This window comes from Hungatella hathewayi WAL-18680, from assembly GCF_000235505.1.
In the GTDB taxonomy this organism is placed as follows: Bacteria; Bacillota; Clostridia; order Lachnospirales; family Lachnospiraceae; genus Hungatella_A; species Hungatella_A hathewayi_A.
This window is the reverse complement of record NZ_JH379029.1, coordinates 22775-48458: the sequence shown is the minus strand read 5'-3', so window position 1 is coordinate 48458 and position 25684 is coordinate 22775. Positions and strand designations below refer to the sequence as shown.

40 protein-coding genes and 1 pseudogene are annotated in these 25684 nt (G+C 46.9%); 40 read left to right on the top strand and 1 reads right to left on the bottom strand.

The features are described from left to right. Window positions 1–9 precede the first annotated feature (9 nt). The 39 genes and pseudogenes from rplD (at window position 10) to rpsI (ending at window position 22816) form a co-directional block, all read left to right on the top strand. A complete protein-coding gene (gene rplD / locus HMPREF9473_RS21070) occupies window positions 10–630 on the top strand; it encodes a 50S ribosomal protein L4 (RefSeq protein ID WP_006782238.1) in 621 nt (206 codons plus the stop codon). Continuing rightward, on the top strand, window positions 630–929 hold the full coding sequence (rplW, locus tag HMPREF9473_RS21065) for a 50S ribosomal protein L23 (RefSeq protein WP_006782237.1): 300 nt from the start codon (window positions 630–632) through the stop codon (window positions 927–929). Before rplD ends, rplW begins: the two co-directional genes overlap by 1 nt. A gap of 124 nt (window positions 930–1053) precedes the next feature. After that, a complete protein-coding gene (gene rplB, locus HMPREF9473_RS21060; protein ID WP_006782236.1) occupies window positions 1054–1899 on the top strand; it encodes a 50S ribosomal protein L2 in 846 nt (281 codons plus the stop codon). A gap of 21 nt (window positions 1900–1920) precedes the next feature. Beyond that, window positions 1921–2199, top strand: a complete 279-nt coding sequence (gene rpsS / locus HMPREF9473_RS21055) for a 30S ribosomal protein S19 (protein ID WP_006782235.1) — start codon at window positions 1921–1923, stop codon at window positions 2197–2199. A 29-nt stretch (window positions 2200–2228) separates the two neighbouring features. After that, window positions 2229–2615: a 50S ribosomal protein L22 gene (gene rplV, locus HMPREF9473_RS21050; RefSeq protein ID WP_006782234.1), complete on the top strand. Its 387-nt coding sequence runs from the start codon at window positions 2229–2231 to the stop codon at window positions 2613–2615. 9 nt (window positions 2616–2624) lie between these two features. Further along, window positions 2625–3281, top strand: coding sequence for a 30S ribosomal protein S3 (gene rpsC / locus HMPREF9473_RS21045; protein ID WP_006782233.1), 657 nt, complete (start codon window positions 2625–2627; stop codon window positions 3279–3281). Further along, a complete protein-coding gene (gene rplP / locus HMPREF9473_RS21040; RefSeq protein ID WP_006782232.1) occupies window positions 3281–3718 on the top strand; it encodes a 50S ribosomal protein L16 in 438 nt (145 codons plus the stop codon). Before rpsC ends, rplP begins: the two co-directional genes overlap by 1 nt. Further along, on the top strand, window positions 3708–3914 hold the full coding sequence (gene rpmC, locus HMPREF9473_RS21035) for a 50S ribosomal protein L29 (protein ID WP_006782231.1): 207 nt from the start codon (window positions 3708–3710) through the stop codon (window positions 3912–3914). The genes rplP and rpmC overlap by 11 nt, the downstream gene beginning before the upstream one ends. Window positions 3915–3954: 40 nt before the next feature. Continuing rightward, complete coding sequence (rpsQ, locus tag HMPREF9473_RS21030) at window positions 3955–4209, top strand: 30S ribosomal protein S17 (protein ID WP_006782230.1); 255 nt, start codon at window positions 3955–3957, stop codon at window positions 4207–4209. Window positions 4210–4233: 24 nt separating this feature from the next. Continuing rightward, entirely contained in the window at window positions 4234–4602 is a 369-nt protein-coding gene (gene rplN / locus HMPREF9473_RS21025; RefSeq protein ID WP_006771871.1) for a 50S ribosomal protein L14, read from the top strand. A 13-nt stretch (window positions 4603–4615) separates the two neighbouring features. Then, complete coding sequence (gene rplX, locus HMPREF9473_RS21020; protein ID WP_006782229.1) at window positions 4616–4921, top strand: 50S ribosomal protein L24; 306 nt, start codon at window positions 4616–4618, stop codon at window positions 4919–4921. A 23-nt stretch (window positions 4922–4944) separates the two neighbouring features. Then, window positions 4945–5484, top strand: a complete 540-nt coding sequence (gene rplE, locus HMPREF9473_RS21015) for a 50S ribosomal protein L5 (RefSeq protein WP_006782228.1) — start codon at window positions 4945–4947, stop codon at window positions 5482–5484. Between the two features lie 16 nt (window positions 5485–5500). Beyond that, window positions 5501–5686: a type Z 30S ribosomal protein S14 gene (locus HMPREF9473_RS21010; protein WP_002566501.1), complete on the top strand. Its 186-nt coding sequence runs from the start codon at window positions 5501–5503 to the stop codon at window positions 5684–5686. 27 nt (window positions 5687–5713) lie between these two features. After that, window positions 5714–6115: a 30S ribosomal protein S8 gene (gene rpsH / locus HMPREF9473_RS21005; protein WP_006782227.1), complete on the top strand. Its 402-nt coding sequence runs from the start codon at window positions 5714–5716 to the stop codon at window positions 6113–6115. Window positions 6116–6206: 91 nt separating this feature from the next. After that, the gene (rplF, locus tag HMPREF9473_RS21000; protein WP_006782226.1) at window positions 6207–6749 is read left to right on the top strand and encodes a 50S ribosomal protein L6; all 543 of its coding nucleotides are present in this window, start codon (window positions 6207–6209) and stop codon (window positions 6747–6749) included. A gap of 17 nt (window positions 6750–6766) precedes the next feature. After that, the gene (gene rplR / locus HMPREF9473_RS20995; RefSeq protein WP_006782225.1) at window positions 6767–7135 is read left to right on the top strand and encodes a 50S ribosomal protein L18; all 369 of its coding nucleotides are present in this window, start codon (window positions 6767–6769) and stop codon (window positions 7133–7135) included. 18 nt (window positions 7136–7153) lie between these two features. After that, window positions 7154–7663: a 30S ribosomal protein S5 gene (rpsE, locus tag HMPREF9473_RS20990; protein ID WP_006782224.1), complete on the top strand. Its 510-nt coding sequence runs from the start codon at window positions 7154–7156 to the stop codon at window positions 7661–7663. Window positions 7664–7676: 13 nt separating this feature from the next. After that, window positions 7677–7859 carry a 50S ribosomal protein L30 gene (gene rpmD / locus HMPREF9473_RS20985; protein ID WP_006782223.1) on the top strand — a complete coding sequence of 61 codons (183 nt, stop codon included), beginning with the start codon at window positions 7677–7679 and terminating at the stop codon, window positions 7857–7859. 24 nt (window positions 7860–7883) lie between these two features. Continuing rightward, the gene (rplO, locus tag HMPREF9473_RS20980) at window positions 7884–8324 is read left to right on the top strand and encodes a 50S ribosomal protein L15 (RefSeq protein WP_006782222.1); all 441 of its coding nucleotides are present in this window, start codon (window positions 7884–7886) and stop codon (window positions 8322–8324) included. 1 nt (window position 8325) lies between these two features. Next, on the top strand, window positions 8326–9642 hold the full coding sequence (secY, locus tag HMPREF9473_RS20975) for a preprotein translocase subunit SecY (protein WP_006782221.1): 1317 nt from the start codon (window positions 8326–8328) through the stop codon (window positions 9640–9642). A gap of 186 nt (window positions 9643–9828) precedes the next feature. Further along, a complete protein-coding gene (locus tag HMPREF9473_RS20970; protein WP_006782220.1) occupies window positions 9829–10473 on the top strand; it encodes an adenylate kinase in 645 nt (214 codons plus the stop codon). A 1-nt stretch (window position 10474) separates the two neighbouring features. Further along, the gene (gene map / locus HMPREF9473_RS20965; RefSeq protein WP_006782219.1) at window positions 10475–11272 is read left to right on the top strand and encodes a type I methionyl aminopeptidase; all 798 of its coding nucleotides are present in this window, start codon (window positions 10475–10477) and stop codon (window positions 11270–11272) included. 4 nt (window positions 11273–11276) lie between these two features. Next, window positions 11277–11567 carry a KOW domain-containing RNA-binding protein gene (locus tag HMPREF9473_RS20960; RefSeq protein ID WP_034859934.1) on the top strand — a complete coding sequence of 97 codons (291 nt, stop codon included), beginning with the start codon at window positions 11277–11279 and terminating at the stop codon, window positions 11565–11567. Between the two features lie 28 nt (window positions 11568–11595). Continuing rightward, entirely contained in the window at window positions 11596–11814 is a 219-nt protein-coding gene (gene infA, locus HMPREF9473_RS20955) for a translation initiation factor IF-1 (RefSeq protein ID WP_006782218.1), read from the top strand. Window positions 11815–11973: 159 nt separating this feature from the next. Further along, window positions 11974–12087, top strand: coding sequence for a 50S ribosomal protein L36 (gene rpmJ, locus HMPREF9473_RS27040; RefSeq protein WP_003497809.1), 114 nt, complete (start codon window positions 11974–11976; stop codon window positions 12085–12087). Window positions 12088–12177: 90 nt separating this feature from the next. Then, window positions 12178–12546 carry a 30S ribosomal protein S13 gene (gene rpsM / locus HMPREF9473_RS20950; protein WP_006782217.1) on the top strand — a complete coding sequence of 123 codons (369 nt, stop codon included), beginning with the start codon at window positions 12178–12180 and terminating at the stop codon, window positions 12544–12546. 104 nt (window positions 12547–12650) lie between these two features. After that, on the top strand, window positions 12651–13052 hold the full coding sequence (rpsK, locus tag HMPREF9473_RS20945; RefSeq protein ID WP_034859933.1) for a 30S ribosomal protein S11: 402 nt from the start codon (window positions 12651–12653) through the stop codon (window positions 13050–13052). Window positions 13053–13069: 17 nt separating this feature from the next. Beyond that, window positions 13070–13663, top strand: coding sequence for a 30S ribosomal protein S4 (rpsD, locus tag HMPREF9473_RS20940; protein WP_034859932.1), 594 nt, complete (start codon window positions 13070–13072; stop codon window positions 13661–13663). A 51-nt stretch (window positions 13664–13714) separates the two neighbouring features. Then, window positions 13715–14674, top strand: a complete 960-nt coding sequence (locus HMPREF9473_RS20935) for a DNA-directed RNA polymerase subunit alpha (protein WP_006782215.1) — start codon at window positions 13715–13717, stop codon at window positions 14672–14674. Window positions 14675–14815: 141 nt separating this feature from the next. Next, entirely contained in the window at window positions 14816–15352 is a 537-nt protein-coding gene (locus HMPREF9473_RS20930; protein ID WP_006782214.1) for a bL17 family ribosomal protein, read from the top strand. A gap of 188 nt (window positions 15353–15540) precedes the next feature. Beyond that, window positions 15541–16815 (top strand): N-acetylmuramoyl-L-alanine amidase family protein, encoded by a 1275-nt coding sequence (locus tag HMPREF9473_RS20925; RefSeq protein WP_006782213.1) that lies wholly within the window; start codon window positions 15541–15543, stop codon window positions 16813–16815. A gap of 24 nt (window positions 16816–16839) precedes the next feature. Next, a complete protein-coding gene (locus HMPREF9473_RS20920) occupies window positions 16840–17589 on the top strand; it encodes an N-acetylmuramoyl-L-alanine amidase family protein (protein ID WP_006782212.1) in 750 nt (249 codons plus the stop codon). Between the two features lie 165 nt (window positions 17590–17754). Beyond that, window positions 17755–18660: an energy-coupling factor transporter ATPase gene (locus HMPREF9473_RS20915; protein WP_006782211.1), complete on the top strand. Its 906-nt coding sequence runs from the start codon at window positions 17755–17757 to the stop codon at window positions 18658–18660. After that, complete coding sequence (locus HMPREF9473_RS20910) at window positions 18650–19507, top strand: energy-coupling factor transporter ATPase (RefSeq protein WP_006782210.1); 858 nt, start codon at window positions 18650–18652, stop codon at window positions 19505–19507. The genes HMPREF9473_RS20915 and HMPREF9473_RS20910 overlap by 11 nt, the downstream gene beginning before the upstream one ends. Then, on the top strand, window positions 19504–20304 hold the full coding sequence (locus HMPREF9473_RS20905) for an energy-coupling factor transporter transmembrane component T family protein (protein WP_006782209.1): 801 nt from the start codon (window positions 19504–19506) through the stop codon (window positions 20302–20304). Before HMPREF9473_RS20910 ends, HMPREF9473_RS20905 begins: the two co-directional genes overlap by 4 nt. 13 nt (window positions 20305–20317) lie before the next feature. Continuing rightward, window positions 20318–21052: pseudogene (gene truA, locus HMPREF9473_RS28815) on the top strand (tRNA pseudouridine(38-40) synthase TruA); the annotation flags it as partial. 270 nt (window positions 21053–21322) lie between these two features. Continuing rightward, window positions 21323–21808 (top strand): GNAT family N-acetyltransferase, encoded by a 486-nt coding sequence (locus tag HMPREF9473_RS28810; RefSeq protein WP_434059282.1) that lies wholly within the window; start codon window positions 21323–21325, stop codon window positions 21806–21808. 152 nt (window positions 21809–21960) lie between these two features. Next, a complete protein-coding gene (gene rplM / locus HMPREF9473_RS20895) occupies window positions 21961–22395 on the top strand; it encodes a 50S ribosomal protein L13 (protein WP_006782207.1) in 435 nt (144 codons plus the stop codon). Window positions 22396–22423: 28 nt separating this feature from the next. Beyond that, entirely contained in the window at window positions 22424–22816 is a 393-nt protein-coding gene (rpsI, locus tag HMPREF9473_RS20890) for a 30S ribosomal protein S9 (RefSeq protein WP_006782206.1), read from the top strand. 81 nt (window positions 22817–22897) lie between these two features. On the opposite strand, the gene HMPREF9473_RS20885 is transcribed toward rpsI, so the two are convergent. Continuing rightward, window positions 22898–23800: an AraC family transcriptional regulator gene (locus HMPREF9473_RS20885; protein ID WP_006782205.1), complete on the bottom strand. Its 903-nt coding sequence runs from the start codon at window positions 23798–23800 to the stop codon at window positions 22898–22900. A 166-nt stretch (window positions 23801–23966) separates the two neighbouring features. Between HMPREF9473_RS20885 and HMPREF9473_RS20880 the strand changes: the two genes are divergently transcribed. Then, window positions 23967–25676, top strand: coding sequence for a glycoside hydrolase family 13 protein (locus HMPREF9473_RS20880; RefSeq protein ID WP_006782204.1), 1710 nt, complete (start codon window positions 23967–23969; stop codon window positions 25674–25676). Window positions 25677–25684 lie beyond the last annotated feature (8 nt).

Below are 25684 nucleotides of genomic sequence, written 5' to 3'. Positions count from 1 at the left end.
AACACACAGATGGCAAACGTATCTGTTTACAATATGGAAGGTAAAGAAGTTGGCACCTTAGAGCTGAACGATGCAGTGTTTGGTGTAGAAATCAACGAGCATTTAGTTCATTTATCAGTAGTTGCTCAGCTGGCCAACAAACGTCAGGGAACACAGAAGGCTAAAACCCGTTCCGAAGTATCCGGCGGTGGTAGAAAGCCATGGAAGCAGAAAGGAACCGGTCATGCAAGACAGGGTTCAACAAGATCTCCTCAGTGGACAGGCGGCGGAGTTGTATTCGCTCCAACACCAAGAGATTACACCATCAGACTGAACAAGAAAGAGAAGAGAGCAGCGCTCAAATCCGCACTGACAAGCAGAGTGAACGACAACAAGTTCATCGTTGTTGATGAGATGAAGTTTGATGAGATTAAGACAAAGAAGTTCCAGAATGTGATGGATAGCTTAAAGGTATCCAAGGCACTGGTAGTTTTAGAGGATGGCAGCAACAACGCAGTTCTGTCCGCAAGAAACATCCAGGATGTAAAGACTGCCTATGTAAACACAATCAATGTGTATGACATTCTGAAGTATAACACAGTAGTAGCTACCAAGGCTGCTGTTGCAGCGATTGAGGAGGTGTATGCATAATGGCAAACGTACAGTACTATGACGTAATCCTCAAACCAGTGGTAACTGAGAAGAGCATGAATGCAATGGCTGACAAGAAGTATACCTTCCTGGTTCACACAGAGGCAAACAAGATTCAGATTAAAGAAGCTGTTGAGAAAATGTTCCCAGGAACAAAAGTAGCCAGCGTTCACACCATGAACTTAGACGGTAAGACTAAGAGAAGAGGTATGACCTTCGGTAAGACTTCCAAGACAAAGAAGGCTATCGTTCAGCTGACAGAAGACAGCAAGGAGATCGAGGTATTCTCTGGTCTGTAAGGATTAGGGAAATGACTTCGTCCATGTAACCTATACGGCATGAGGTTATCTGCAAAGCATTTTTTTGGAGATAACGCCGTGATAAAATATAGAAACGCTCGGATGCGTTGAAAGGAGTTTGACAATGGGAATTAAAACATATAACCCATATACACCTTCCAGAAGAAATATGACCGGGTCTGATTTCAGCGAAATCACAAAGACAACACCAGAGAAAGCTCTGGTATCTTCCTTAAACAAGAATGCCGGCCGTAACAATCAGGGTAAAATCACAGTAAGACACCGCGGTGGCGGTTCCAGAAGAAAATACAGAATCATCGATTTCAAGAGAAACAAAAAGGATGGTATCCCGGCAACCGTTATCGGTATCGAGTACGATCCGAACAGAACAGCTAACATTGCTTTGATCTGCTACGCAGACGGCGAGAAAGCATATATCCTTGCTCCGGCAGGTCTGACTGACGGAATGAAGGTTATGAGCGGCCCACAGGCAGAGGCAAAGGTAGGTAACTGCTTACCACTGAGCGATATTCCTGTTGGTGCACAGATTCACAACATTGAGCTGTATCCAGGCAAGGGCGGCCAGCTGGTTCGTTCCGCAGGAAACGCTGCTCAGTTAATGGCAAAAGAGGGCAAATACGCCACCTTGAGACTTCCTTCAGGTGAGATGAGAATGGTTCCAATCGTTTGCCGCGCAACGATCGGTGTAGTAGGAAATGGCGACCACAACCTGATTAACATCGGTAAAGCTGGTAGAAAACGTCATATGGGCTTCAGACCTACTGTACGCGGTTCCGTTATGAACCCGAATGACCATCCACACGGTGGTGGTGAAGGTAAGGCAGGAATCGGTCGTCCAGGTCCATGTACACCTTGGGGCAAACCGGCGCTTGGCTTGAAGACAAGAAAGAAAAACAAACAGTCTAACAAGTTAATCGTAAGAAGAAGAGATGGAAAGACCATTAAATAATTGAAGGAGGATTAAAAACCTATGGCACGTTCACTTAAAAAAGGACCATTTGCAGATGCGCATTTACTGAAAAAAGTAGATGCTATGAACGCAGCAGGACAGCATCAGGTAATCAAAACCTGGTCTCGCCGTTCTACAATCTTCCCACAGATGGTTGGTCATACAATCGCAGTTCATGACGGCAGAAAGCATGTTCCGGTATATGTAACCGAGGATATGGTAGGCCACAAACTTGGTGAGTTCGTTGCAACAAGAACTTACAGAGGTCATGGAAAAGACGAGAAGAAATCCAAACGTTAATCGTCAGTATTTGAAAGGAGGTTATAGCAATGGCTAAGGGACATAGAAGTCAGATTAAGAGAGAAAGAAATGCCGTGAAGGATACCAGACCGTCAGCAAAACTGTCTTACGCAAGAGTATCTGTTCAGAAAGCATGCTTCGTATTAGATGCCATCAGAGGCAAAGATGTGCAGACTGCACTTGGTATTGTAACTTACAATCCCAGATATGCTTCTACATTAATCGAGAAATTATTAAAATCAGCAATTGCAAACGCTGAGAACAATAACAACATGAGCGTTGAGAACCTGTACGTAGAGGAATGCTACGCAAACAAGGGACCGACCATGAAGAGAGTAAAACCGAGAGCACAGGGCAGGGCGTACAGAATCGAGAAGAGAATGAGCCACATCACAATCGTGCTGAATGAGAGATAGGAGGCAAATATGGGACAGAAAGTTAATCCACACGGCTTAAGAGTCGGTGTTATTAAAGACTGGGACTCCAAGTGGTATGCTGAAGCAGATTTCGCAGACAACTTAGTGGAAGATTACAACATCAGAACATTTCTGAAGAAGAAACTGTACAGCGCTGGAATCTCCAAAATCGAAATCGAAAGAGCATCTGACAGAGTAAAAGTTATCATCTACACAGCAAAGCCAGGCGTCGTGATCGGCAAGGGCGGAGCTGAGATTGAGAAATTAAAAACGGAAGTTCAGAAATTCACAGACAAGAAACTGTTTGTTGACATCAAGGAAATCAAGAGACCGGACCGTGATGCTCAGTTAGTTGCTGAGTCCATCGCACAGCAGTTAGAGAACCGTGTATCTTTCCGCCGCGCTATGAAGTCCACCATGGGACGTTCCATGAAGGCTGGCGTTAAGGGAATCAAGACAGCGGTTGCTGGACGTCTTGGCGGCGCTGATATGGCTCGTACAGAGTTCTACAGCGAGGGAACGATTCCGTTACAGACATTAAGAGCAGATATTGACTATGGTTTCGCTGAAGCAGATACAACCTATGGCAAATTAGGTGTCAAGGTTTGGATTTACAAAGGCGAAGTACTTCCTACGAAGGGAAATAAGGAAGGGAGCGATAAATAATGTTAATGCCTAAGAGAGTTAAGCGTCGTAAACAGTTCCGTGGCAGCATGGCAGGTAAAGCCTTAAGAGGCAATACCATCTCCAACGGTGAGTACGGTTTAGTCGCTTTAGAGCCATGTTGGATTAAGTCCAACCAGATAGAAGCAGCCCGTGTTGCTATGACCCGTTATATTAAGCGTGGTGGTAAAGTCTGGATTAAGATTTTCCCGGATAAGCCAGTTACAGCGAAACCGGCTGAGACCCGTATGGGTTCCGGTAAAGGAGCATTAGAGTACTGGGTAGCAGTAGTGAAACCAGGCCGTGTTATGTTCGAAATCGCTGGTGTGCCAGAAGAAACAGCTCGTGAAGCTTTACGTCTTGCTATGCACAAGTTACCATGTAGATGTAAGATTGCTGCTAAGGCAGATTTAGAAGGCGGTGATAACAGTGAAAATTAATAAGTATGTAGAAGATTTAAAAGCGAAATCAGCTGCAGAGTTAAACGAAGAATTAGTAGCTGCGAAGAAAGAGCTTTTCAACTTAAGATTCCAGAACGCAACTAACCAGTTAGACAATACCAGCAGAATCACTGAGGTTCGCAAGAACATCGCTAGAATTCAGACTGTTATTACAGAAAAATCAAAGATGGCTTAGTTTGTAAATCATATATTCTATCGAAAGGAGAATAGTAATCGTGGAAAGAAATTTAAGAAAAACACGTACAGGTAAAGTCGTAAGCAACAAGATGGATAAGACTATCACGGTTGCAATCGAAGACCACGTAAAACATCCTTTATACGGCAAGATCGTAAAGAGAACGATTAAATTAAAAGCACATGATGAGAACAATGACTGTGCTATCGGTGATACAGTAAAAGTTATGGAGACAAGACCTTTATCTAAGGATAAGAGATGGAGACTTGTTGAGATTATTGAAAAGGCGAAATAATTAATTTCCAGGAAGGAGATCAGTATGATTCAGCAGGAAACAAGACTGAAGGTTGCTGATAACACTGGAGCCAAAGAATTACTTTGCATCCGTGTTATGGGTGGATCTACAAGAAGATATGCTAATATCGGTGATATCATCGTTGCTACTGTTAAAGATGCAACACCAGGCGGTGTTGTAAAGAAGGGCGATGTAGTGAAAGCCGTTGTCGTTCGTACCGTTAAGGGCGCACGTCGTAAAGACGGTTCTTATATCAAGTTCGATGAGAACGCAGCAGTTATTATCAAAGATGACAAGACTCCAAGAGGAACTCGTATCTTTGGGCCAGTTGCAAGAGAATTAAGAGAGAAACAGTTTATGAAGATTGTTTCCTTAGCACCAGAAGTATTATAAGGAGGTGTCGACCGTGCGTAAAATTAAAAAGGATGACCTGGTGAAGGTTATCGCAGGAAAAGATAAAGATAAGACCGGTAAAGTTATTACCGTGAACACAAAGGCAGGCACTGTACTGGTAGAAGGCTGCAACATGATTACAAAGCATGCCAAACCAAGCGCAGGCAACCCGAATGGCGGCATCATCAACCAGGAAGGGCCAATCGATATCTCTAACGTAATGTTAGTGGTTGACGGCAAAGCAACCAAAGTCGGCTTTGAAGTAAGAGACGGCAAGAAGGTTCGTATTGCCAAGGCAACCGGAAAAGTGATTGATTAATCGAAGAGAGGAGGAACAAAACGTTGGCTAGATTAAAAGATATTTATCAGAGCGAAATTGTAGACGCGATGATTAAAAAATTCGGATATAAGAATGTCATGGAAGTACCGAAGCTGGACAAAATCGTCATCAACATGGGTGTTGGCGAGGCAAAGGATAACGCAAAGGTGCTGGATTCAGCCGTAAGAGATTTGGAGATCATCTCCGGTCAGAAAGCAGTGCTGACAAAGGCTAAGAACTCCGTAGCTAACTTCAAAATCAGAGAAGGTATGGCAATCGGATGTAAGGTAACCTTACGTGGTGAGAAGATGTATGAGTTTGCTGACCGTCTTATCAACCTGGCGTTACCACGTGTACGTGACTTCAGAGGTGTTAACCCTAACGCATTTGATGGCAGAGGAAACTATGCTCTTGGTATCAAAGAACAGTTAATCTTCCCTGAGATTGAGTACGATAAAGTTGACAAAGTAAGAGGTATGGATGTTATTTTCGTTACCACTGCTAAGACAGACGAAGAAGCCCGTGAACTTTTGACATTATTCAATATGCCATTTCAGAAATAATTAGGAGGAGATATCCATGGCTAAAACTTCTATGAAGATTAAGCAGCAGCGTCCGGCTAAGTTCTCTACAAGAGAATACAATCGCTGCAGAATCTGCGGCCGTCCACATGCATATTTAAGAAAATACGGTATCTGCCGTATCTGTTTCCGTGAATTAGCATACAAGGGCCAGATTCCAGGTGTTAAAAAAGCAAGCTGGTAATTCATTAATTAAGGAGGAAAATATATCATGACAATGAGTGATCCGATTGCAGATATGCTTACAAGAATCCGTAACGCAAATACTGCTAAACATGATACAGTAGACGTACCTTCATCCAAGATGAAATTAGCAATTGCTGATATCCTGGTAAAAGAAGGCTACATCAAAAAATATGATATGGTAGAAGATGGAGGATTCCAGATCATCCGTATCACTTTAAAATATGGTGCTGACAAGAGCGAGAGAATCATCACAGGTATCAAGAGAATCTCCAAACCGGGTCTGCGTGTATATGCAAACAAGGAAGAACTGCCGAAAGTACTTGGCGGTTTAGGAACAGCTATCATTTCTACAAACCAGGGCGTAGTGACTGATAAAGAAGCTCGTCAGTTAGGTGTAGGCGGCGAAGTACTTGCTTTCATCTGGTAATCAAACCGGAAAAGCAGCTTCATATATAAAACGAATCTGAAAACAGAAAAAGCGCAGACGCTTTTTCCGAAAATTTAAGGAGGTTAACGGCATGTCACGTATAGGAAGAATGCCTATCGCGATTCCAGCAGGTGTAACTGTGACAATCGCAGAAAATAACAAAGTGACTGTAAAAGGTCCAAAGGGTACTCTTGAGAGAGAGCTGCCAGTAGAGATGACCATCAAGGAAGAAGATGGACAGATCGTAGTAACCAGACCAAACGACTTAAAGAAGATGAAATCTTTACATGGTCTGACCAGAACGCTTGTGAACAACATGATCGTTGGTGTTACCGATGGTTATGAGAAGGTTCTTGAGGTTAACGGTGTTGGTTACAGAGCACAGAAACAGGGCAAGAAATTAATCCTTTCTCTGGGATATTCTCATCCAGTAGAGATGGAAGACCCGGAAGGTTTGGAGTCTGTTCTTGACGGACAGAACAAAATCACTGTTAAAGGTATCGATAAAGAAAAAGTTGGCCAGTACGCTGCAGAAATCAGAGACAAGAGAAGACCTGAACCATACAAGGGCAAGGGTATCAAGTATGCTGATGAGACTATCAGACGTAAAGTTGGTAAGACTGGTAAGAAATAATTAAGGAGAGTGTAAAAATGGTTAGTAAACAGTCAAGAAGCGAAGTTCGCGCAAAGAAGCACGCCAGATTACGCAATCGTTTTGCTGGTACAGCCGAGAGACCTCGTCTGGCAGTGTTCAGAAGTAATAATCATATGTATGCTCAAATTATTGACGATACAGTTGGCAATACTTTAGTTGCGGCATCCACCATGGAGAAGGCTGCAAAGGCAGAGCTTGAGAAGACTAATGACGTAGCAGCTGCAGCATATGTAGGTACTTTGATCGCTAAGAGAGCATTAGAAAAAGGTATTGACACGGTTGTCTTTGATAGAGGCGGATTCATATATCAGGGTAAAGTTCAGGCACTTGCAGACGCAGCTAGAGAAGCTGGCCTGAAATTCTAGTAGAGAGGAGAATACAGCATGAAGCGTACAATTATTGACCCAAGTCAGTTTGAATTAAACGACAAGGTAGTGGCTATTAAGCGTGTATCGAAAACTGTAAAAGGTGGACGTACCATGAGATTCTCTGCTTTAGTAGTAGTAGGTGATGGAAATGGACACGTAGGTGCAGGTCTTGGCAAAGCAGGGGAAGTTCCGGAAGCAATCCGCAAGGGAAAAGAAGCTGCAGCTAAAAACCTGGTAGAGATTCCGGTAGATGAGAACAACAGTATTCCACATGATTTCATTGGAAAGTTTGGAAGCGCATCCGTATTATTAAAGAGAGCTCCTGAAGGTACCGGTGTTATCGCTGGCGGCCCGGCTCGTTCCGTACTGGAGCTTGCAGGTATCAAAAACATTCGTACAAAATCCTTAGGTTCCAACAACAAGACCAACGTTGTTCTGGCAACCATCCAGGGCTTATGTTCTTTGAAGACTCCAGAAGAGGTTGCAAAACTTCGTGGCAAATCTGTTGAAGAGATTGTAGGCTAAGGAGGATAGAAAAATGGCTGACAAGTTAAAAGTGACATTAGTAAAATCCCCAATCGGCGCTGTTCCGAAACACAAAGCAACAGTAGAAGCATTAGGGTTAAGAAAACTTAACAAGACCGTTGAGTTACCGGATAACGAAGCCGTTAGAGGTATGCTCTGGCACGTTAAGCACTTAGTAAAAGTAGAAGAAATCTAAATATCAGAGTAAGGAGGTGCAGACATGGATTTATCAAATTTACAGCCTGCTGAAGGGTCAAAGCACAGTGATAATTTCAGAAGAGGCCGTGGCCACGGTTCAGGAAACGGTAAGACAGCTGGTAAAGGCCATAAGGGTCAGAAAGCCCGTTCTGGTGCAGCAAGACCAGGTTTCGAGGGTGGTCAGATGCCTTTATACAGACGTATTCCTAAGAGAGGTTTCACTAATAGAAATTCCAAGACTATCGTAGGTATTAACGTAGAAGCACTGGAGAAATTTGAGAACGAGGCAGTCGTTACTGTTGAGTCTTTAATGGAAGCCGGTATCGTTAAAAACCCAAGAGATGGCGTTAAGATTCTGGGGAATGGAGAATTAACCAAAAAGCTGACGGTTAAGGTTGATGCATTCAGTGCGGGTGCAAAGGCTAAAATCGAGGCTTTAGGTGGAACCTGCGAGGTGATTTAATATGTTAAAAACGCTCCGTGACGCATTTAAAATTAAGGATATCCGGAAGAAATTACTGTACACATTTATGATGTTGATCGTGATTCGTTTCGGTTCCGAGTTGCCGATTCCTGGAGTTAACACAAGTTATTTTGCGGACTTTTTTGCAAAACAGACCGGAGATGCATTTGGATTTTTTAATGCAATGACTGGAGGTTCCTTTACCTCCATGTCCATCTTCGCGCTGAGCATTACCCCATATATTACATCTTCCATCATCATGCAGCTCATGACCATCGCCATTCCAAAACTGGAGGAGATGCAGAAAGAGGGCGAGGACGGAAGAAAGAAGATTGCTGAGTACACCCGTTATGTGACGGTTGGTCTGGCATTGATTCAGTCTATCGCTATGGCAGTTGGCTTTGGCGGACAGGGTCTCTTAAAGGAATTCAACGCGGTAAGCGTTATCGTGGCTGTTTCAGCCATGACCGCAGGCAGTGCGCTCCTCATGTGGATTGGTGAGAGAATCACGGAGAATGGCGTGGGCAATGGTATCTCCATCGTCCTGCTGTTCAACATTATCTCCAGTATTCCGGAGGACGGCATGACCCTGTATTCCAGATTCTTGTCCGGAAAATCCATCGGTCCTGCTGTTGTGACGGCGGTTATCATTATTGCAATTATCGCAGCCATGGTTGTGTTTGTTATCATTCTGCAGGATGCAGAGAGAAGAATTCCTGTTCAGTACTCCCAGAAGATGCAGGGAAGAAGAATGGTTGGCGGCCAGTCCTCCAACATTCCGTTAAAGGTGAATACGGCCGGCGTTATTCCGGTTATCTTCGCTTCTTCCATTATGTCTTTCCCGGTAGTAATTGCACAGTTCTTCCAGGTTGACTACACAACGTTTGGCGGAAAGATTCTGCTGATGCTCAGTTCTTCATCCTGGTTTAAACCGGAGCAGCCGGTATATTCCATCGGTATGGTGATTTATCTTGTATTGATTATTGTGTTTGCATATTTCTATACATCCATCACCTTCAACCCGCTGGAAGTGGCTAATAATATGAAGAAACAGGGTGGCTTTATCCCAGGTATCCGTCCTGGCAAGCCTACCTCTGATTATCTGAACAGCATTTTGAACTACATTGTATTCATCGGCGCCTGCGGACTGATTATCGTCAGCATTGTTCCTATCATTGTATCTGGTTTATTTACCGTAAGCCACTTATCTTTTGCCGGAACATCCCTGATTATTATCGTAGGTGTTATCCTTGAGACAATGAAGGCAATTGAATCACAGATGCTTGTGCGTAATTACAAGGGATTCCTGAATGATTAATTATGCGCTTGATTAAGAGGAAGGGAAGGACTTATGAGGCGGGATTCCGCCTCTGAGGCGACCCTTTCTTTTGGTCTTTCGTAAGATATTGAGATGTTACATAAGCTTCGGACACAGTCTGAGCTTCAAAATGAGCTGGAAGTTGAGTTGGAAAATGGAATTGGAAAAGATAGGAGGACGTACTTTATGAAGATTATCATGTTGGGCGCTCCTGGGGCCGGTAAAGGAACTCAGGCGAAACGAATCGCAGAGAAATACCACATCCCGCATATCTCCACGGGAGATATCTTTCGGGCCAATATCAAAGGAGGCACGGAACTGGGTATGAAAGCCAAGGGCTTCATGGACCAGGGAATGCTGGTGCCGGATGAAATCACCATCGGAATGCTGATGGACCGTATCAAAGATGCTGACTGTGCAAACGGGTATGTTCTGGACGGTTTTCCAAGGACAATTCCGCAGGCGGAGAGCCTGACAAAAGCTCTTTCGGCACAGGGAGAATCCATCGACTTCGCAGTCAATGTGGATGTTCCGGATGACAACATTGTCAGCCGTATGGCAGGGCGCAGAGCTTGTCTGGCCTGTGGCGCTACCTATCACGTGGAATTCAACCCTCCGAAGAAAGAGGGCGTCTGTGATGTGTGCGGCCAGGAGCTGGTGCTGCGTGACGATGACAAGCCGGAGACCGTGCAGAAACGTCTCGACGTTTACCATGAGCAGACACAGCCACTGATTGAGTATTACAAGCAGGCGGGCGTGCTGGCTGAGGTGGACGGAACTCAGAATATGGATGATGTATTTAGCAGCATCGTGGACATCTTAGGAGCATAATATGTCAGTTACGATTAAATCCACAAGAGAGATAGATCTTATGAGGGAGGCGGGAAGAATTCTCGCCATCACTCATGAGGAATTGGCGAAAGCAGTGAGGCCGGGGATATCTACCATGGATATCGACAGGCTGGGAGAAGAGATTATCCGAAGCTACGGGTGCATTCCTTCTTTTAAAAACTATAACGGCTATCCGGCTTCGATCTGTGTCTCCGTGAACGACGAAGTGGTACACGGAATTCCGAGTAAGAAGCGGATTTTGCAGGAGGGCGACATCGTCAGCCTGGATGCCGGAGTCATTTACAAAGGGTTTCATTCCGATGCGGCGAGAACCCACGCAGTGGGAGAAATCAGCCAGGAAGCAGAAAAACTCATCGAAGTTACCAGACAAAGTTTCTTTGAGGGGATTAAATATGCAAAACCTGGTAATCATCTAAATGATATTTCTTCTGCAATCGCGGCCTATGCAGAGAAATTTGGCTATGGCGTGGTACGGGATTTGGTAGGGCACGGGATTGGCTCTCATCTTCACGAGGACCCGGAGATTCCCAATTTCCCACAGCGAAGAAAGGGCATAAAGCTTCAGGCAGGCATGACACTGGCGATTGAGCCGATGATCAATGCGGGACGTCTGGATGTGGAGTGGCTGGATGATGACTGGACAGTTGTAACAGAAGACGGTTCCCTGTCAGCACATTATGAAAACACGATTTTGATATGTGATGATGGTCCGGAGATTTTATCGATGCTTTCCTCGGATGGTAAGTCCCCATCACCGGCATTTGGCGAAAAAGGGTGACAGCATGAGATATGGAATAGGCGCGCTGGCCAAATCACTGGCCGGACACGATAAAGATAATCTTTTTATCATAATAGAAGAAAGTCAAGAATATGTTAGTCTGATGGACGGAAAATTCCGGACACGGCAAAACCCAAAGTGCAAGAACAAAAAGCACGTACAGGTTATTCATGATAACGATGAACCACAGCGCAGAAAGCTGATAGAAGAAAATGGGTTAACCGATGAATATGTGAAACATTTCATCAAATGCTACAAGAAGAAGTCAGTCGCAGAGGAAAATCCCCAACAGTGAGATGCGGGGAAGGTAAGGAGGAGACCATATGTCAAAGGCAGACGTTATTGAGATTGAGGGTGTCGTGGTAGAGAAACTGCCAAACGCCATGTTCCAGGTAGAGCTTGAGAACGGTCATCAGGTTTTGGCCCACATCAGCGGAAAGCTCCGCATGAATTACATCAAGATTTTACCGGGAGATAAAGTTACTATCGAATTATCACCATATGACCTTTCCAAGGGAAGAATCATCTGGAGAGATAAGTAGGCGCTAAAGTGAAAATAATACTTGCAATATAAGGGAATAAGTGTTATAATGCTCTAGCGACTTTGTTGAAATACTGGGTGAACTTTGCCCAAAAGTTCCCTGGTTGGCCGATATATCTAAGAACTTAGGTATATGATGTGAAAGGAAAGGAGAATTGCTGTGAAGGTTAGATCATCCGTAAAACCGATTTGCGAAAAGTGCAAAATCATCAAAAGAAAAGGCAGTATCAGAGTAATCTGTGAAAATCCTAAGCACAAACAGAGACAAGGTTAAAGCGCAGCGGAGCGAAGCGCTACTCGAACGCAGTGAAACGGAGTTAGAGTTTCCCGTTCACAAAACTAATTTAGGAGGTGTACTACACACATGGCTCGTATTTCAGGTGTTGATTTACCAAGAGAAAAACGTGTTGAGATCGGTTTGACTTATATCTACGGTATTGGTAGAACAAGCGCTAACCGTATTCTTGCAGAGGCTTCTGTTAGTCCTGACACTCGTGTTAAGGATTTAACTGATGACGAAGTAAAGAGAATCGCTGCAGTCATTGGTGAGACTCAGATGGTGGAAGGTGATTTACGTAGAGAAATCGCTATGAACATCAAGAGACTTCAGGAAATTGGCTGTTACCGCGGTATCCGTCATAGAAAAAGCCTGCCAGTTCGTGGTCAGAAGACCAAGACAAATGCAAGAACCCGCAAAGGTCCTCGTAAGACCGTAGCAAACAAGAAGAAATAATTAAAATTATTTCAGCAGCACAGAAACTGAAGAATCACGTTACATGTTTTAAAAACAGGAATAACAGGATTCTGGTAATTTTCAAGAAAGTAGGTTAGTTTAAAATGGCTAAAAAAATGTCCACTACTAAAAAAGTGACAAAAAAGCGTGTAAAGAAAAACGTTGAACGCGGACAGGCACATATCCAGTCTTCTTTTAATAACACAATCGTGACATTAACAGATGCTCAGGGTAATGCTTTATCATGGGCAAGTGCCGGTGGTCTGGGATTTAGAGGTTCAAGGAAATCTACTCCATATGCAGCTCAGATGGCTGCAGAAACTGCAACTAAAGCAGCTTTAGTACATGGTTTAAAATCTGTTGACGTTATGGTAAAAGGTCCTGGTTCAGGCCGTGAAGCAGCAATCCGCGCACTTTCCGCATGCGGTTTAGAGGTAACTAGTATTAAGGACGTAACTCCGGTTCCACATAACGGATGTCGCCCGCCAAAACGTAGAAGAGTTTAATTAGGAGGTACTAAACAGTGGCAGTTGATAGAGTTCCTGTTCTTAAAAGATGTAGGTCCCTTGGTCTTGACCCGGTATATTTAGGAATAGATAAAAAATCAAACAGAGAATTAAAAAGAGCTAACAGAAAGATGAGCGAGTATGGTCTCCAGTTACGTGAGAAACAGAAAGCAAAATTCATTTATGGTGTGTTGGAGAAACCTTTCCGTAATTACTATGCAAAAGCATCCAAGATGGATGGTATGGTAGGTCAGAACCTTATGATTCTGCTGGAGAGAAGACTTGATAACGTGGTATTCCGTATGGGATTCGGCAGAACCAGAAGAGAGACAAGACAGATGGTTGACCACAAGAGCATTCTTGTGAACGGCAAATGTGTCAACATCCCTTCCTACCTGGTAAAGGCTGGCGATGTTATCGAAGTAAAAGAGAAGAGCAAATCTTCCCAGAGATTTAAAGATGCAATGGAATCCACTGCTGGAAGAATGGTTCCGGCATGGCTTGACGTTGATGCTGAGAACTTACGCGGTACGGTAAAAGAGATGCCAACAAGAGATGAGATTGATGTTCCAGTAAACGAAATGCTTATCGTCGAGTTGTACTCTAAATAATTAGGAGTATAAGAGCCTCGATTATATGATACCCAAAAGGAGGGGCTATTAGTGTTCGATTTTGAAAAACCAAACATTGAAATCGCAGAGATTTCTGAAGACAGAAAATATGGCAAGTTTGTAGTTGAACCACTGGAGAGAGGCTACGGCACCACATTAGGTAATTCATTAAGGAGAATCATGCTTTCCTCCTTACCGGGTGCGGCAGTCAGCCAGGTGAAAATCGACGGCGTTTTGCATGAGTTCAGTTCTATTCCCGGAGTAAAGGAAGACGTAACTGAAATCATCATGAACATCAAGAGCTTATCTATTAGAAATACCAGCGAGACAAATGAAGCGAAAGTTGCTTACATTGAATTCGAAGGTGAAGGCGTCATCACTGGCGCTGATATTCAGGCAGACCCTGATATCGAGATTCTCAATCCCGAGCAGGTGATTGCCACCTTAAGCGGCGGAGCGGACAGTAAGTTCTATATGGAGCTTACCATTACCAAAGGCCGCGGCTACGTGAGTGCAGACAAGAACAAAAAAGAGGAGCTGCCGATCGGCGTTATCGCGGTTGACTCTATCTACACTCCGGTAGAGCGTGTGAACCTGGCTGTTGAGAATACCCGTGTGGGACAGATTACCGATTACGATAAGCTGACTCTGGACGTATTCACCAACGGAACTTTAGCACCGGACGAAGCAGTGAGTCTGGCTGCCAAAGTGCTGAGCGAGCACTTAAATCTCTTCATCGATTTGTCCGAGAATGCCAAGACCGCAGAGATTATGGTCGAGAAGGAAGACAATGAGAAAGAGAAAGTATTAGAGATGAACATTGATGAGCTGGAGCTTTCTGTCCGTTCATACAACTGTTTAAAGAGAGCCGGAATCAATACGGTGGAAGAACTGTGCAACAGAACTTCCGAGGATATGATGAAGGTTCGAAACCTTGGCCGCAAGTCCCTGGAGGAAGTGCTGGCGAAGTTGAAGGAGTTAGGCTTGCAGCTTAACCCAAGCGATGAGTAAATCGCAGACTGCATAAATGATAAGTGCCCGGCCCGTAAGTCCAACGTGCAGAGGCTGGGTATGTTACAAAAATTGGATGATGCAGGCCAGTAAGACCGACGATGCATGGCTGTGCACTCCACAACAATGGAGGAAAAAGGAATGGCAGGATATAGAAAACTGGGCAGAACCTCTGACCAGAGAAAAGCATTAATCAGAAATCAGGTAACCAACTTATTATACCACGGCAAGATTGTTACCACTGAGACAAGAGCAAAGGAAGTCCGCAAAGTAGCAGAAGGCTTAATCGCTATGGCTGTGAAAGAGAGAGACAACTTTGAGACTGTTAAGGTAACTGCTAAAGTTGCCCGCAAGGACAAAGATGGCAAGAGAGTCAAAGAAGTGGTAAACGGCAAGAAAGTTACCGTTTATGATGAAGTTGAGAAAGAAATCAAGAAAGATTTACCTTCCAGACTTCATGCTAGAAGACAGATGTTAAAGGTTCTGTACAATGTGACAGAAGTTCCTACAACATTAGCTGGCAAGAAGAAAAACACCAAGAGTGTTGATATGCCTGCAAAACTGTTTGATGAGATTGCACCAAAGTATGCAAACCGCAACGGTGGTTACACAAGAATCGTTAAGATTGGCCAGCGTAAAGGTGACGGTGCAATGGAAGTTGTACTTGAATTAGTATAATGATGAATGAGCCTCCGCAATGCGGGGGCTTTTTTGATGCTGTTTAAGAAGATACCGTACAGAAAAAAGAAAGAATATCGTAAGTTGACCCATGGTAGGGCGACGTATATAATAAAGGTAGAAAAGGTAAGAAGAGGGAATGTATCCTGATAATGGGATGCATGTTGGATTACAGGGAGGGGAAAGCGATGAGGAAGACTGTTAAGATACTCAGTATCATAACATTAATTGGCACCATAGTGAATGCGATGCCGCTTACCAGCCTTGCGGCGACCAGTTATGCGGCCATTTCATCCGTCAGCATAAGAGTGGGGACTGACTGTGAGGCGGGGGATTACCTGCCAAGCCGGCCAACGGCTGTGGAGGGGACGACAGATGCACAGAGTGGTACCTATGCCGCAGTTAATTCAAACAAGTATACAATTGATGATGTGGACTGGGCATCGGGTACGAATGAGGACCGAGTTCTTACCGTAGGTTCGGAACCGAAGATGGTGGTGACTCTGCGAAGCAGTTATTACAATGTCGGTGACAGAGATTATATTTTCCGGGGAGGTTATTCCTCCAGCAATGTGACAGTCAAAGGTGGAACCTTCGTATCGGCGAGAATCAGGGAATCCGGCGATGCGCTGGAAGTGACCGTGAAGCTGAAGGGAATCAGCGGTGATTTCCCGGTGCCGACATTGACAGACTGGACCGGTTCCGGATTTGGCAATGCGAGATGGGGTTATTACGATGAGGACGACAGAAAGGCATCATCCGGTTACTATGATGTGTCTCTGTACCGCGGCAGCGGCCTTGTGAAGAAGCTGGAGGCATACCAGGGAACGTCCTATAACTTTTATCCATATATGACAAAGGAAGGCAGCTATTCCTTCAAGGTGCGGGCGGTGCCTGGCACGGAGGCGCAGAAGAAGTATGGCAGCAAGAGCGACTGGGTTCAGTCGGATGAGGTGTATGTAGATAAAGAACACGTGTCTGACGGAACCGGGCAGAGCGATGCCAACGGCAACAGCGGCGGCCAGGTTGGCTGGATTCAGAACGGTGACACCTGGTTTTACCGGTATCCGGACGGCACCTACCAGAAAAATTCCTGGGCGAAGATTAACGACAAGTGGTACTTGTTCGACAACGACGGCAGGATGCTGACAGGATGGCAGTTAAAGAACAACCGTTATTACTACATGGACAATTCAGGGGCCATGATGGTGGGCTGGATTAAGAGTGGTGACAAATGGTATTATCTGAATTCCAACCCAGGAGACTTAGAGGGCTCCATGTGTGTGGGATGGATACAGGTCAATGGCCTGATTTATTATATGAACAGCTCCGGAGCCATGGTAGAAGGCTGGCAGGAGGTAGAGGGCAACTGGTACTACTTCTATCCGGGGTCCGGCAACAAGGCGGTGAATACCACCATCAGCGGCTTCTACGTGGATGGCAACGGTATTTGGAAAAAATAATGGATACCAAAGGATGGGAGAAAGATGAGACAGTTTGAATCGAAACGAGTGAGAATATTGATGACCAGCGTAATTGCGGCTCTGCTCTGTATGATGCTGGCGTTGACCGCATTTGCGGCGCAGGAAAAGTATCAGCTGGGAGAGACGGAGAAGGCATGGTGGGAGAATGAGACCACGGCCCGCTGGAGAAAAGTCGATAAGGCGAAGAAGTATCAGGTGAGACTGTATCAGGATGGCACATCCATTGTCCGTCTGACGGTAGACACCACCAAGGTTGATTTTGCCAAATATATTGAAGATGACAGTGAGTATTATTTTGAGGTATGTGCTTACGCGAAGGATTCTACTCAGAAGACCGGTGAGTGGGTGGAATCGGATTCCCAGTATGTGACTGGAAGGGGAGATACCACCGGAAGGTGGAGAACCTATCAGCAGGGAAAGAAGTACCAGATGCTGGATAACTCCTATGTGACCAATCAGTGGTATCTGATTGCCGGCGAGTGGTATTACTTTAATGCGGACGGATATGCGAAGACCGGCTGGGCGGATATCAACGGCGCCTGGTATTATCTGAATGCCGACGGCAAGATGCTGACGGGCTGGCAGCAGCTTGATGGAGTCTGGTACTTTATGCGCTCCGACGGAAGCATGGCTACCGGATGGGTGGAAGCGAAGCCGGGTGAGTGGTACTACCTGTACACGGACGGCAAGATGGCGGCAAACACCGTGATTGATGGATGTCAACTGAATGAAAGCGGACTGTACGTACAGTAACCTGTGTGTCAGCCAAGCCGAAGCAGTTTGATATAAAGGATAAGGATAAAGATAATCATACGAAAAGGGAATGGCTTTTGTGTCATTCTCTTTTTTTCTTGACTGTTTGGGTAATTTCATCTAAAATTGTAAAGCATAATGAGTATTACCACGGAAAGGTCGATTATGGGCATTATTAAAGCGAGCAAGCTGATTTTTGATTATGTGAGACGTGACGAAGAAGAGAATATAGAAGAGGTGAACCGTGCCATTGACGGGATGAGCCTGGAGATTGAGAAGGGGACGTTTGTGGCGATTCTGGGACATAACGGTTCCGGGAAGTCTACATTTGCGAAGCAGATTAACGGGATTCTCACGCCTACGGAAGGGACGGTCTGGGTTTCCGGCATGAACACGTCGGATGACGAGCAGATATGGGAAATCCGGAAGAAGGCGGGGATGGTATTCCAGAACCCGGACAACCAGATTATCGGCAATGTGGTGGAGGAGGATGTGGGCTTTGGGCCGGAGAACATCGGAATCTCCACGGATGAGATATGGCGGCGGGTGGATGAGAGCCTGGAAGCGGTAGGAATGACGGCCTACCGGTACAAGTCGCCCAACAAGCTGTCCGGTGGACAGAAGCAGCGGGTGGCGATTGCCGGTGTGATGGCTATGCGGCCCGAATGCATTATCCTGGACGAGCCTACGGCCATGCTGGACCCCAACGGGCGGAAGGAGGTCATCAAGACTGTCCGGGCGCTGAACCGGAAGGAGGGTATCACTGTGCTTCTGATTACCCATTACATGGAAGAGGTGATTCATGCGGACCGGGTGATTGTGATGGATGACGGGAAGATTGTGATGGACGGGACGCCCAGAGAGATATTTTCCAAGGTGAAGGAGCTGAAGGGATACCGGATGGATGTGCCCCAGGTGACGGAGCTGGCTTATGAGCTGCGGGAGGGCGGACTGGATATTCCAGAGGGGATTCTGACCAGGAGGGAGCTGCTTGACAGTCTGCTTCCGCTGTTTGCGGAGCGTTTTCCCGGGCAGGTGACCTTGGAGACAGGAGAGAAACATGTCAATTAAAGTAGAGCATTTAACTTATATATACAGTCCGGGGACGGCCTTTGAGCAGTATGCGCTGAAGGATGTGAATTTTGAGATTCCGGACGGGCAGTTTGTGGGACTGATTGGGCATACTGGCTCCGGGAAGTCCACGCTGATTCAGCATTTAAACGGGCTGATCCGGCAGACGGAGGGGACGATTACCTATAATGGAACGGATATATACAGTGAAGGTTACAGTTTGAAGGAACTGCGGAGCAAGGTGGGGCTGGTATTCCAGTATCCGGAGCACCAGCTGTTTGAGGTGGATGTGTTCTCGGATGTCTGCTTTGGGCCGAAGAACCAGGGACTGTCCAAGGAGGAGGTTCAGGAGCGAGCGAGAGAAGCGCTGCAGCTTGTGGGGCTGGAGGAGAAGTTCTGGGAGCAGTCGCCGTTTGAACTGTCCGGCGGACAGAAGCGGCGTGTGGCGATTGCCGGTGTGCTGGCGATGAAGCCGGAGGTCCTTATTTTGGATGAGCCGACGGCTGGGCTGGACCCCAGGGGAAGGGACGAAATTCTGGACCAGATTTCCGAGCTTCACAGAGAGAAGCATATGACGATTATTCTGGTGTCCCACAGCATGGAGGATATCGCCAGGTATGCGGACCGCATCATGGTGATGAACCACGGGGAAAAGGCGTTTGACGGGACTCCCAAGGAAGTATTTGAGCATTATAAGGAGCTGGAGGCCATGGGACTGGCGGCGCCCCAGGTGACTTATATTGTCCATGGGCTGAAGGAACACGGAGTTCCGATTGAAGATGATATTACGACGGTGGAAGAGGCGGCCAGGGCGATTCTGAAGCTGTTTGGGAAGCAGGGCATATGATTAGAGATATTACATTAGGACAATATTATCCGGTGGATTCGGTGCTGCACAAGATGGACCCCAGGACGAAGCTGTTTGGCACCATGGTATTTATTATTTCGCTGTTTCTGGCTAATAATATCTGGGCTTATGTGGTGGCGACACTGTTCCTGGCCATGGCGATTAAGCTTTCCAGGGTGCCCTTCAAGTTTATGGTGAAGGGCTTGAAGGCGATTGTGTTTCTGCTGTTAATCAGTGTCAGCTTCAACCTGTTTCTGACGGACGGGGAAGTGCTGGTGAAACTGGGATTTTTGAAGATTACAAGGGAGGGCATCCGGATGGCCTGCTTTATGGGGCTGAGACTGATGTACCTGGTGGTGGGTTCCTCGATTATGACGCTGACCACCACGCCCAACGAGCTGACGGACGGGCTGGAGAAGAGTCTGGGCTTCTTAAAGAAGATTAAGGCGCCGGTTCATGAGGTTTCCATGATGATGTCCATCGCGCTGCGGTTCATTCCGATTCTCATTGAGGAGACGGACAAGATTATGAAGGCGCAGATGGCGAGAGGGGCGGATTTTGAGAGTGGAAATCTGATTCAGAAGGCGAAGAGCATGGTGCCGCTGCTGGTGCCGCTGTTTATCTCGGCTTTCCGCCGGGCCACGGATCTGGCGATGGCTATGGAGGCCAGATGTTACCGCGGTGGGGAGGGGCGGACGAAGATGAAGCCGCTAAAATATGCGCGTAGAGACGGGATGGCCTATCTGGTGTATGTGGGATATCTGGCTGTGATGGTCGGGATTACCCGGTTCTTGTAGAAGGAGAGTTTAAATGAAACGGGTGAGAATGGTGGTCGCCTATGACGGCACGAATTACTGCGGATGGCAGATTCAGCCCAATGGTATTACAATTGAAGAGGTACTCAACAAAGCTCTTTCAGATCTTCTGAGAGAGCCTGTTGTTGTGATAGGGGCAAGCCGGACGGATTCCGGGGTTCATGCGGAGGGAAATGTAGCCGTGTTCGACACGGAGAACCGGATGCCGGCGGAGAAGATATGTTTTGCGCTGAATCAGCGGCTGCCACAGGATATCCGGATTTTAAAGTCCGAGGAGGTGGCGCCGGACTGGCACCCCAGGAAATGCAACTGCACGAAGACCTATGAATACAAAATACTGAACCGGAAAATTGATATGCCGACGCTTCGGCTGTACTCTCATTTCTGCTATTTCCCTCTGGATGTGGAGAAAATGAAGGAGGCGGCGAAGTATCTGGTGGGGGAGCACGATTTCAGGAGCTTCTGCACGGTGCGTGGTCAGGCGGAGGAAACGGTTCGGACGATATACAGCCTCGACGTAGAGAAAAGCGGGGATATGATTACCATACGAATCAGCGGAAGCGGTTTCCTCTATAATATGGTGCGGATCATCGCCGGCACGCTGATGAAGGTGGGCATGGGCGTCTATCCGCCGGAGCATGTGGAGGAGATTCTGGACGCCAGGGACAGACAGGCGGCGGGACAGACCGCATTGCCGAAGGGCCTGACTCTTATCAGTCTGGACTATGAGACGGAGCTGAAACCGGAGATTGTGGGGGAGAATAAGTACTGGAAGTACCGGCTGATTCAGGGGGAAGTTGGGCCAAAGGGAAAAGCCTATCTGGTGATTGAGCGGTGTGTGAAGGAAGAATTCGACGGCCTGTTGACCCGGGTGACCCACCAGGCGGTGAGAAACGGCGCCCGTGAGGTCTATGTGTGTGATAGAGAGAAAGAGGGGCGGATTCAGACCGGGAAGAACTACGGTTATTACCGGTTTGACTATGCCCACAGCTTTGTGAAAATGGGCTGTCAGGCAGAACAGCTCAATGCTGCCGCCAGGGAGGATGTAAGTCTGAGGGCGGTTGAGGCAGCGGAGGCGCAGTCATTCTGCAATCTGTTTAACGAGGTGTTCTTCTCAGTTCCCAACTCGGCTACCTTGACGGAGGAGGAATTGAAGACGCGGCTGGCCTGTGAGGAGGAATCGGTCTTTTGGGTGATGCAGCAGGACCGGGCGGCCGGATTTGTCATGTTAATCGAGAAAGAGAATGGCGAATGCGAGATTGACAGCCTGGGGATTCAAAAGGAATTTCAAAAACAGGGGCTGGCAGAGGCGGCTCTGGCGGAAACCGCAGTTTTCGCATTGGAAAAGAAACGGGAGAGACTGACGCTCCTGGTGGCTGATTCCAACCAGCCAGCTTACCGCCTATATCAGAAATGTGGGTTTGAAAATGAGAAGCTGTATTCCAGATGGTATGCCACAGTGCCGGAAACCGTGAAAAAACCTTGATTTTATGGGAAAAAGAGGTTGACACACGTGGGAGAGTGTTATATAATGTATAACTGTGACGTTAGACGAAAGTGCTCGACCAAAGCCCCGGTAAGAGCATTTTTAGATAGTTATATTTATTTAAACATGTGATTTTATTAGGAGGTCGACCAATGAAGAGTTTTATGGCTAGTCCAGCGACAATTGAAAGAAAATGGTACGTAGTTGATGCTACCGGATATACATTAGGACGTTTGGCTTCAGAAGTAGCAAAGGTTTTAAGAGGAAAGAACAAGCCGATTTACACACCTCATATGGATTGTGGTGATTATGTAATCGTAGTTAATGCAGAGAAGATTAAAGTAACTGGCAAGAAGTTAGACCAGAAGATTTACTATCATCACTCTGAGTACGTAGGTGGTATGAAAGAGACCACATTGCGTGAGATGATGGACAAGAAACCTGAGAAGGTGATCGAGCTGGCAGTTAAGGGGATGCTTCCAAAGGGACCTTTAGGAAGAAGCATGATGACAAAACTTCACGTATATGCAGGACCTGACCACGAGCAGGCCGCTCAGAAGCCGGAAGTTTTAGAAATCAAATTTTAATTAAAGGTGCTGAAAGGAGGAAATAGCAATGGCTAACAATAAATTTTACGGAACAGGCAGAAGAAAAAAATCTATCGCCAGAGTATATTTAGTACCAGGAACTGGTAAAATCACAATCAACAAGAGAGATATCGATGAGTATCTTGGTCTTGAGACATTAAAGCTGGTTGTTCGTCAGCCGCTTGTAGCAACAGAGACAACTGACAAGTTCGACGTACTGGTAAACGTACGCGGCGGCGGTTTCACCGGTCAGGCTGGTGCCATCAGACATGGTATCTCCAGAGCCTTATTACAGGCAGATGCAGAGTATCGTCCGATTCTCAAGAAAGCTGGCTACTTAACCAGAGACCCAAGAATGAAAGAGAGAAAGAAGTACGGCTTGAAAGCAGCTCGTCGTGCGCCACAGTTCTCCAAGAGATAATGGCTTGGCAGGGTTACCTGTCGATATATGGATTTACAAGGCTCCGCAGAAGATTCTGCGGAGCTTTTTTGATGTTCGTTATCATTCTTCTTTGCCATTGTCTGTCTGGGAGAGAAAGGTACGCGGAGTAATGCCGTATTTCTTTTTGAAGGCCCGGTGGAAGTAGGACAGGTTGCCAAAGCCTACGGACAGGGAGACTTCCAGGATGGAGGTGTGGCCCTGCTCGAAGAGCTGGACGGCTTTCTCCAGGCGGAGGTTGTTGATGTATTCGACGCAGGTCATGCCGGTGTGCTTCTTGAAGAAGCGCATGAAATGATATTCGCTGAAGCAGCAGATATCAGCAAGCTGGCTGACGGGGATGGCGGTGTCGTAGTTGGTTTCGATGTAGTTTAAGACGGCTTTCAGTTTCTCGGAGGCCGCGAACCAGGGCGTGGGAGCGGAGGGCTCCTGCTGGCGGTAGGGGAGAAGCAGAAAGATGACCTGAAGAAGGCAGGATTTCAGGGCGAGTTCATAGCCTAGCGGGCGTTCGGTGTAGAGAGAGCTGATCTGGCGGAAGATTCCGAGAAGGGATGGATAGGCCGGATGGCTCTCTTTTATGATGGCTGGAAGCGCAAACTTCTGCTTCATCAGCGGCGTAAAATATTTCATGGAGCAGATATCGGCGGAGTTGCCGCCCAGGAAATTCAGGTGGAAAACGTAGGTCAGGGAGCGCATGGGGGCATCACCGGTGTGCTGAATGGAATGGAGAATCATGGGCGGGACTAAAAGCAGGTCCCCGGCCTCCACCGGGTACTCCTGAAGATTCAGGTGATAGATGCTGCTTCCCTCCGTGATGAGTGTCAGTTCCGCCTCCTCATGCCAATGCGGGGTCAGGATGGGCTCTGCCTCGTCAAACAGGCAGTGGTATTCCTGGATGGGGAAAATGTATTCGCCGTGGCGGACGTCTTCTTTTTGTGCGGGGGTCAGGAAAGTGGTATTTTGCATGGGATGGGTATCCTCCGAAATGTTTTGGGATAGTATGTGAGATATCCTGCAAGAGCAGAATTGTGTTATATAACGCTACTATAATGCAAGATATTTTTCGGTTATGTTCTTATAATAGCAGTATCATACAAAAAAGGCAATACATAGCGGAAAAGAGGACATTTTCATGAAAAAATTATGGTGGCATGACAAGGTTGCGTATCAGATATATCCGAAGAGCTTTATGGATTCCAATGGGGACGGGATTGGAGATTTGAGGGGGATTATCTCGAAGCTGGATTATTTAAAGGAGCTGGGGATTGATATTGTGTGGATATCTCCCATCTATCAGTCGCCTTTTGTGGACCAGGGGTATGATATCTCGGACTATTATCGGATTGCGCCGGAATTTGGGACTATGGAGGATTTTGAGGAGCTGCTGGCCGAGGCGAAGAAGCGGGATATGTATATCGTCATGGATTTGGTGATTAACCACTGTTCCTCGGAGCATGAGTGGTTTCAGAAGGCGCTGGCGGACCCAGATGGGGAGTATGCGGAGTATTTCTATTTTGAGAAGGGGAAGGACGGCAATCCGCCCAGCAATTACCGCTCCTATTTTGGCGGAAGCACCTGGGAGCCGGTGCCGGGGACGGACAAATATTATCTCCATATGTTTGCCAAGGAGCAGCCGGATTTGAACTGGAACAATCCGAAGGTGAAGCGGGAACTGTTTGACATGGTGAACTGGTGGCTTGATAAAGGGCTTGCTGGTTTCCGGGTGGATGCAATTATCAATATCAAGAAGGATACCAGCTTTCCGAATTATGAGCCGGACGGAGCTGACGGGCTGGTGCGGTGCACGAAGATGGTGGAGTCCGTGGACGGCGTCGGGGAGCTGCTTCAGGAGCTGAAGCGGGAGACATTTGACAAATACCAGGCGTTTAGCGTAGGGGAAGTGTTTAACATGAAGGAGGGAGAGCGGGAGGCGTTTATCGGCGAGAATGGACATTTTTCCGCAATCTTCGATTTTGAACCGCTCTCTACCATGGAGGGGAAACACGGGTGGTATGACGCAAAGCCCTATGATTTTTATGCGTGGAGGGACGCCATTGTGGATTCCCAGCTGAAGGCCCAGGGGATTGGATTTGAGGCCAATATCATTGAGAATCATGATGAGCCGAGAGGGGCGTCCACGTATCTGCCGGCGTATGCGCAGAATCCGGCTGGGACGAAGATGCTTGCCACGGTGACGGTTCTGCTTCGGGGAATCCCGTTTATCTACCAGGGGCAGGAGATTGGGATGAGGAACTGCCGGATGGCCGGGATAGAGGAATATGACGATTTGGAGACGAAGAATCAGTACCGGCTGGCCCTGGAGGCCGGGTTTGATGAGAAGGCGGCGCTGGAAATCTGCTATCGGCGCAGCCGGGATAATGCCAGAACGCCCATGCAGTGGAGCAATGATGAAAATGGCGGCTTTACGACAGGGACGCCGTGGATGAAGCTGAATCCGGATTATAGGGATATCAACGTGAAGGAGCAGCAGCAGGACCCGGATTCCGTGCTTTCCTACTACAAGAAGCTGCTGGCGCTTAAGAAGTCGGAGGCGTACCGGGAAACATTGACCTATGGAAGATTTACACCGGCTTACGACGGGGAGGAGAAGGTGTTTGCATTTTTCAGGGAGGATGAGAAGAAGAGAATCTGGATTGGAACCAACTATGGGGAGGGCGATGTGACGCTCCATGTGCCGGGGGCGGCGGCCAGGATTCTGCTTACGAATATGGAGGAGCCAGAGGGGGAAGTGGCTGTGGGAGCCGCTTTGGAAGCGGGTGATTCCGGCGTTGTGGAGATAACGCTGAAACCCTGCCAGGCTGTGGTGGCGGAGCTTTGCTAGAACGGAAT

What these genes read in the sequence shown, in the direction of transcription:
- rplM (WP_006782207.1), top strand. Translation starts at nt 21,961, where the DNA reads ATGAAGAGTTTTATGGCTAGTCCAGCGACAATTGAAAGAAAATGGTAC.
- secY (WP_006782221.1), top strand. Translation starts at nt 8,326, where the DNA reads ATGTTAAAAACGCTCCGTGACGCATTTAAAATTAAGGATATCCGGAAG.
- rpsK (WP_034859933.1), top strand. Translation starts at nt 12,651, where the DNA reads ATGGCTAAAAAAATGTCCACTACTAAAAAAGTGACAAAAAAGCGTGTA.
- infA (WP_006782218.1), top strand. Translation starts at nt 11,596, where the DNA reads ATGTCAAAGGCAGACGTTATTGAGATTGAGGGTGTCGTGGTAGAGAAA.
- HMPREF9473_RS20960 (WP_034859934.1), top strand. Translation starts at nt 11,277, where the DNA reads ATGAGATATGGAATAGGCGCGCTGGCCAAATCACTGGCCGGACACGAT.
- HMPREF9473_RS20880 (WP_006782204.1), top strand. Translation starts at nt 23,967, where the DNA reads ATGAAAAAATTATGGTGGCATGACAAGGTTGCGTATCAGATATATCCG.
- rplN (WP_006771871.1), top strand. Translation starts at nt 4,234, where the DNA reads ATGATTCAGCAGGAAACAAGACTGAAGGTTGCTGATAACACTGGAGCC.
- rpsC (WP_006782233.1), top strand. Translation starts at nt 2,625, where the DNA reads ATGGGACAGAAAGTTAATCCACACGGCTTAAGAGTCGGTGTTATTAAA.
- rpsH (WP_006782227.1), top strand. Translation starts at nt 5,714, where the DNA reads ATGACAATGAGTGATCCGATTGCAGATATGCTTACAAGAATCCGTAAC.
- HMPREF9473_RS28810 (WP_434059282.1), top strand. Translation starts at nt 21,323, where the DNA reads ATGGGCTGTCAGGCAGAACAGCTCAATGCTGCCGCCAGGGAGGATGTA.
- rplW (WP_006782237.1), top strand. Translation starts at nt 630, where the DNA reads ATGGCAAACGTACAGTACTATGACGTAATCCTCAAACCAGTGGTAACT.
- rpsE (WP_006782224.1), top strand. Translation starts at nt 7,154, where the DNA reads ATGAAGCGTACAATTATTGACCCAAGTCAGTTTGAATTAAACGACAAG.
- HMPREF9473_RS20910 (WP_006782210.1), top strand. Translation starts at nt 18,650, where the DNA reads ATGTCAATTAAAGTAGAGCATTTAACTTATATATACAGTCCGGGGACG.
- rpsS (WP_006782235.1), top strand. Translation starts at nt 1,921, where the DNA reads ATGGCACGTTCACTTAAAAAAGGACCATTTGCAGATGCGCATTTACTG.
- HMPREF9473_RS20925 (WP_006782213.1), top strand. Translation starts at nt 15,541, where the DNA reads ATGAGGAAGACTGTTAAGATACTCAGTATCATAACATTAATTGGCACC.
- rpmD (WP_006782223.1), top strand. Translation starts at nt 7,677, where the DNA reads ATGGCTGACAAGTTAAAAGTGACATTAGTAAAATCCCCAATCGGCGCT.
- HMPREF9473_RS20930 (WP_006782214.1), top strand. Translation starts at nt 14,816, where the DNA reads ATGGCAGGATATAGAAAACTGGGCAGAACCTCTGACCAGAGAAAAGCA.
- rplF (WP_006782226.1), top strand. Translation starts at nt 6,207, where the DNA reads ATGTCACGTATAGGAAGAATGCCTATCGCGATTCCAGCAGGTGTAACT.
- HMPREF9473_RS20920 (WP_006782212.1), top strand. Translation starts at nt 16,840, where the DNA reads ATGAGACAGTTTGAATCGAAACGAGTGAGAATATTGATGACCAGCGTA.
- HMPREF9473_RS20970 (WP_006782220.1), top strand. Translation starts at nt 9,829, where the DNA reads ATGAAGATTATCATGTTGGGCGCTCCTGGGGCCGGTAAAGGAACTCAG.
- rplV (WP_006782234.1), top strand. Translation starts at nt 2,229, where the DNA reads ATGGCTAAGGGACATAGAAGTCAGATTAAGAGAGAAAGAAATGCCGTG.
- rplD (WP_006782238.1), top strand. Translation starts at nt 10, where the DNA reads ATGGCAAACGTATCTGTTTACAATATGGAAGGTAAAGAAGTTGGCACC.
- map (WP_006782219.1), top strand. Translation starts at nt 10,475, where the DNA reads ATGTCAGTTACGATTAAATCCACAAGAGAGATAGATCTTATGAGGGAG.
- rplO (WP_006782222.1), top strand. Translation starts at nt 7,884, where the DNA reads ATGGATTTATCAAATTTACAGCCTGCTGAAGGGTCAAAGCACAGTGAT.
- rplP (WP_006782232.1), top strand. Translation starts at nt 3,281, where the DNA reads ATGTTAATGCCTAAGAGAGTTAAGCGTCGTAAACAGTTCCGTGGCAGC.
- HMPREF9473_RS20885 (WP_006782205.1), bottom strand. Translation starts at nt 23,800, where the DNA reads ATGCAAAATACCACTTTCCTGACCCCCGCACAAAAAGAAGACGTCCGC.
- rpsM (WP_006782217.1), top strand. Translation starts at nt 12,178, where the DNA reads ATGGCTCGTATTTCAGGTGTTGATTTACCAAGAGAAAAACGTGTTGAG.
- rpsI (WP_006782206.1), top strand. Translation starts at nt 22,424, where the DNA reads ATGGCTAACAATAAATTTTACGGAACAGGCAGAAGAAAAAAATCTATC.
- rplB (WP_006782236.1), top strand. Translation starts at nt 1,054, where the DNA reads ATGGGAATTAAAACATATAACCCATATACACCTTCCAGAAGAAATATG.
- HMPREF9473_RS21010 (WP_002566501.1), top strand. Translation starts at nt 5,501, where the DNA reads ATGGCTAAAACTTCTATGAAGATTAAGCAGCAGCGTCCGGCTAAGTTC.
- rplR (WP_006782225.1), top strand. Translation starts at nt 6,767, where the DNA reads ATGGTTAGTAAACAGTCAAGAAGCGAAGTTCGCGCAAAGAAGCACGCC.
- HMPREF9473_RS20905 (WP_006782209.1), top strand. Translation starts at nt 19,504, where the DNA reads ATGATTAGAGATATTACATTAGGACAATATTATCCGGTGGATTCGGTG.
- HMPREF9473_RS20915 (WP_006782211.1), top strand. Translation starts at nt 17,755, where the DNA reads ATGGGCATTATTAAAGCGAGCAAGCTGATTTTTGATTATGTGAGACGT.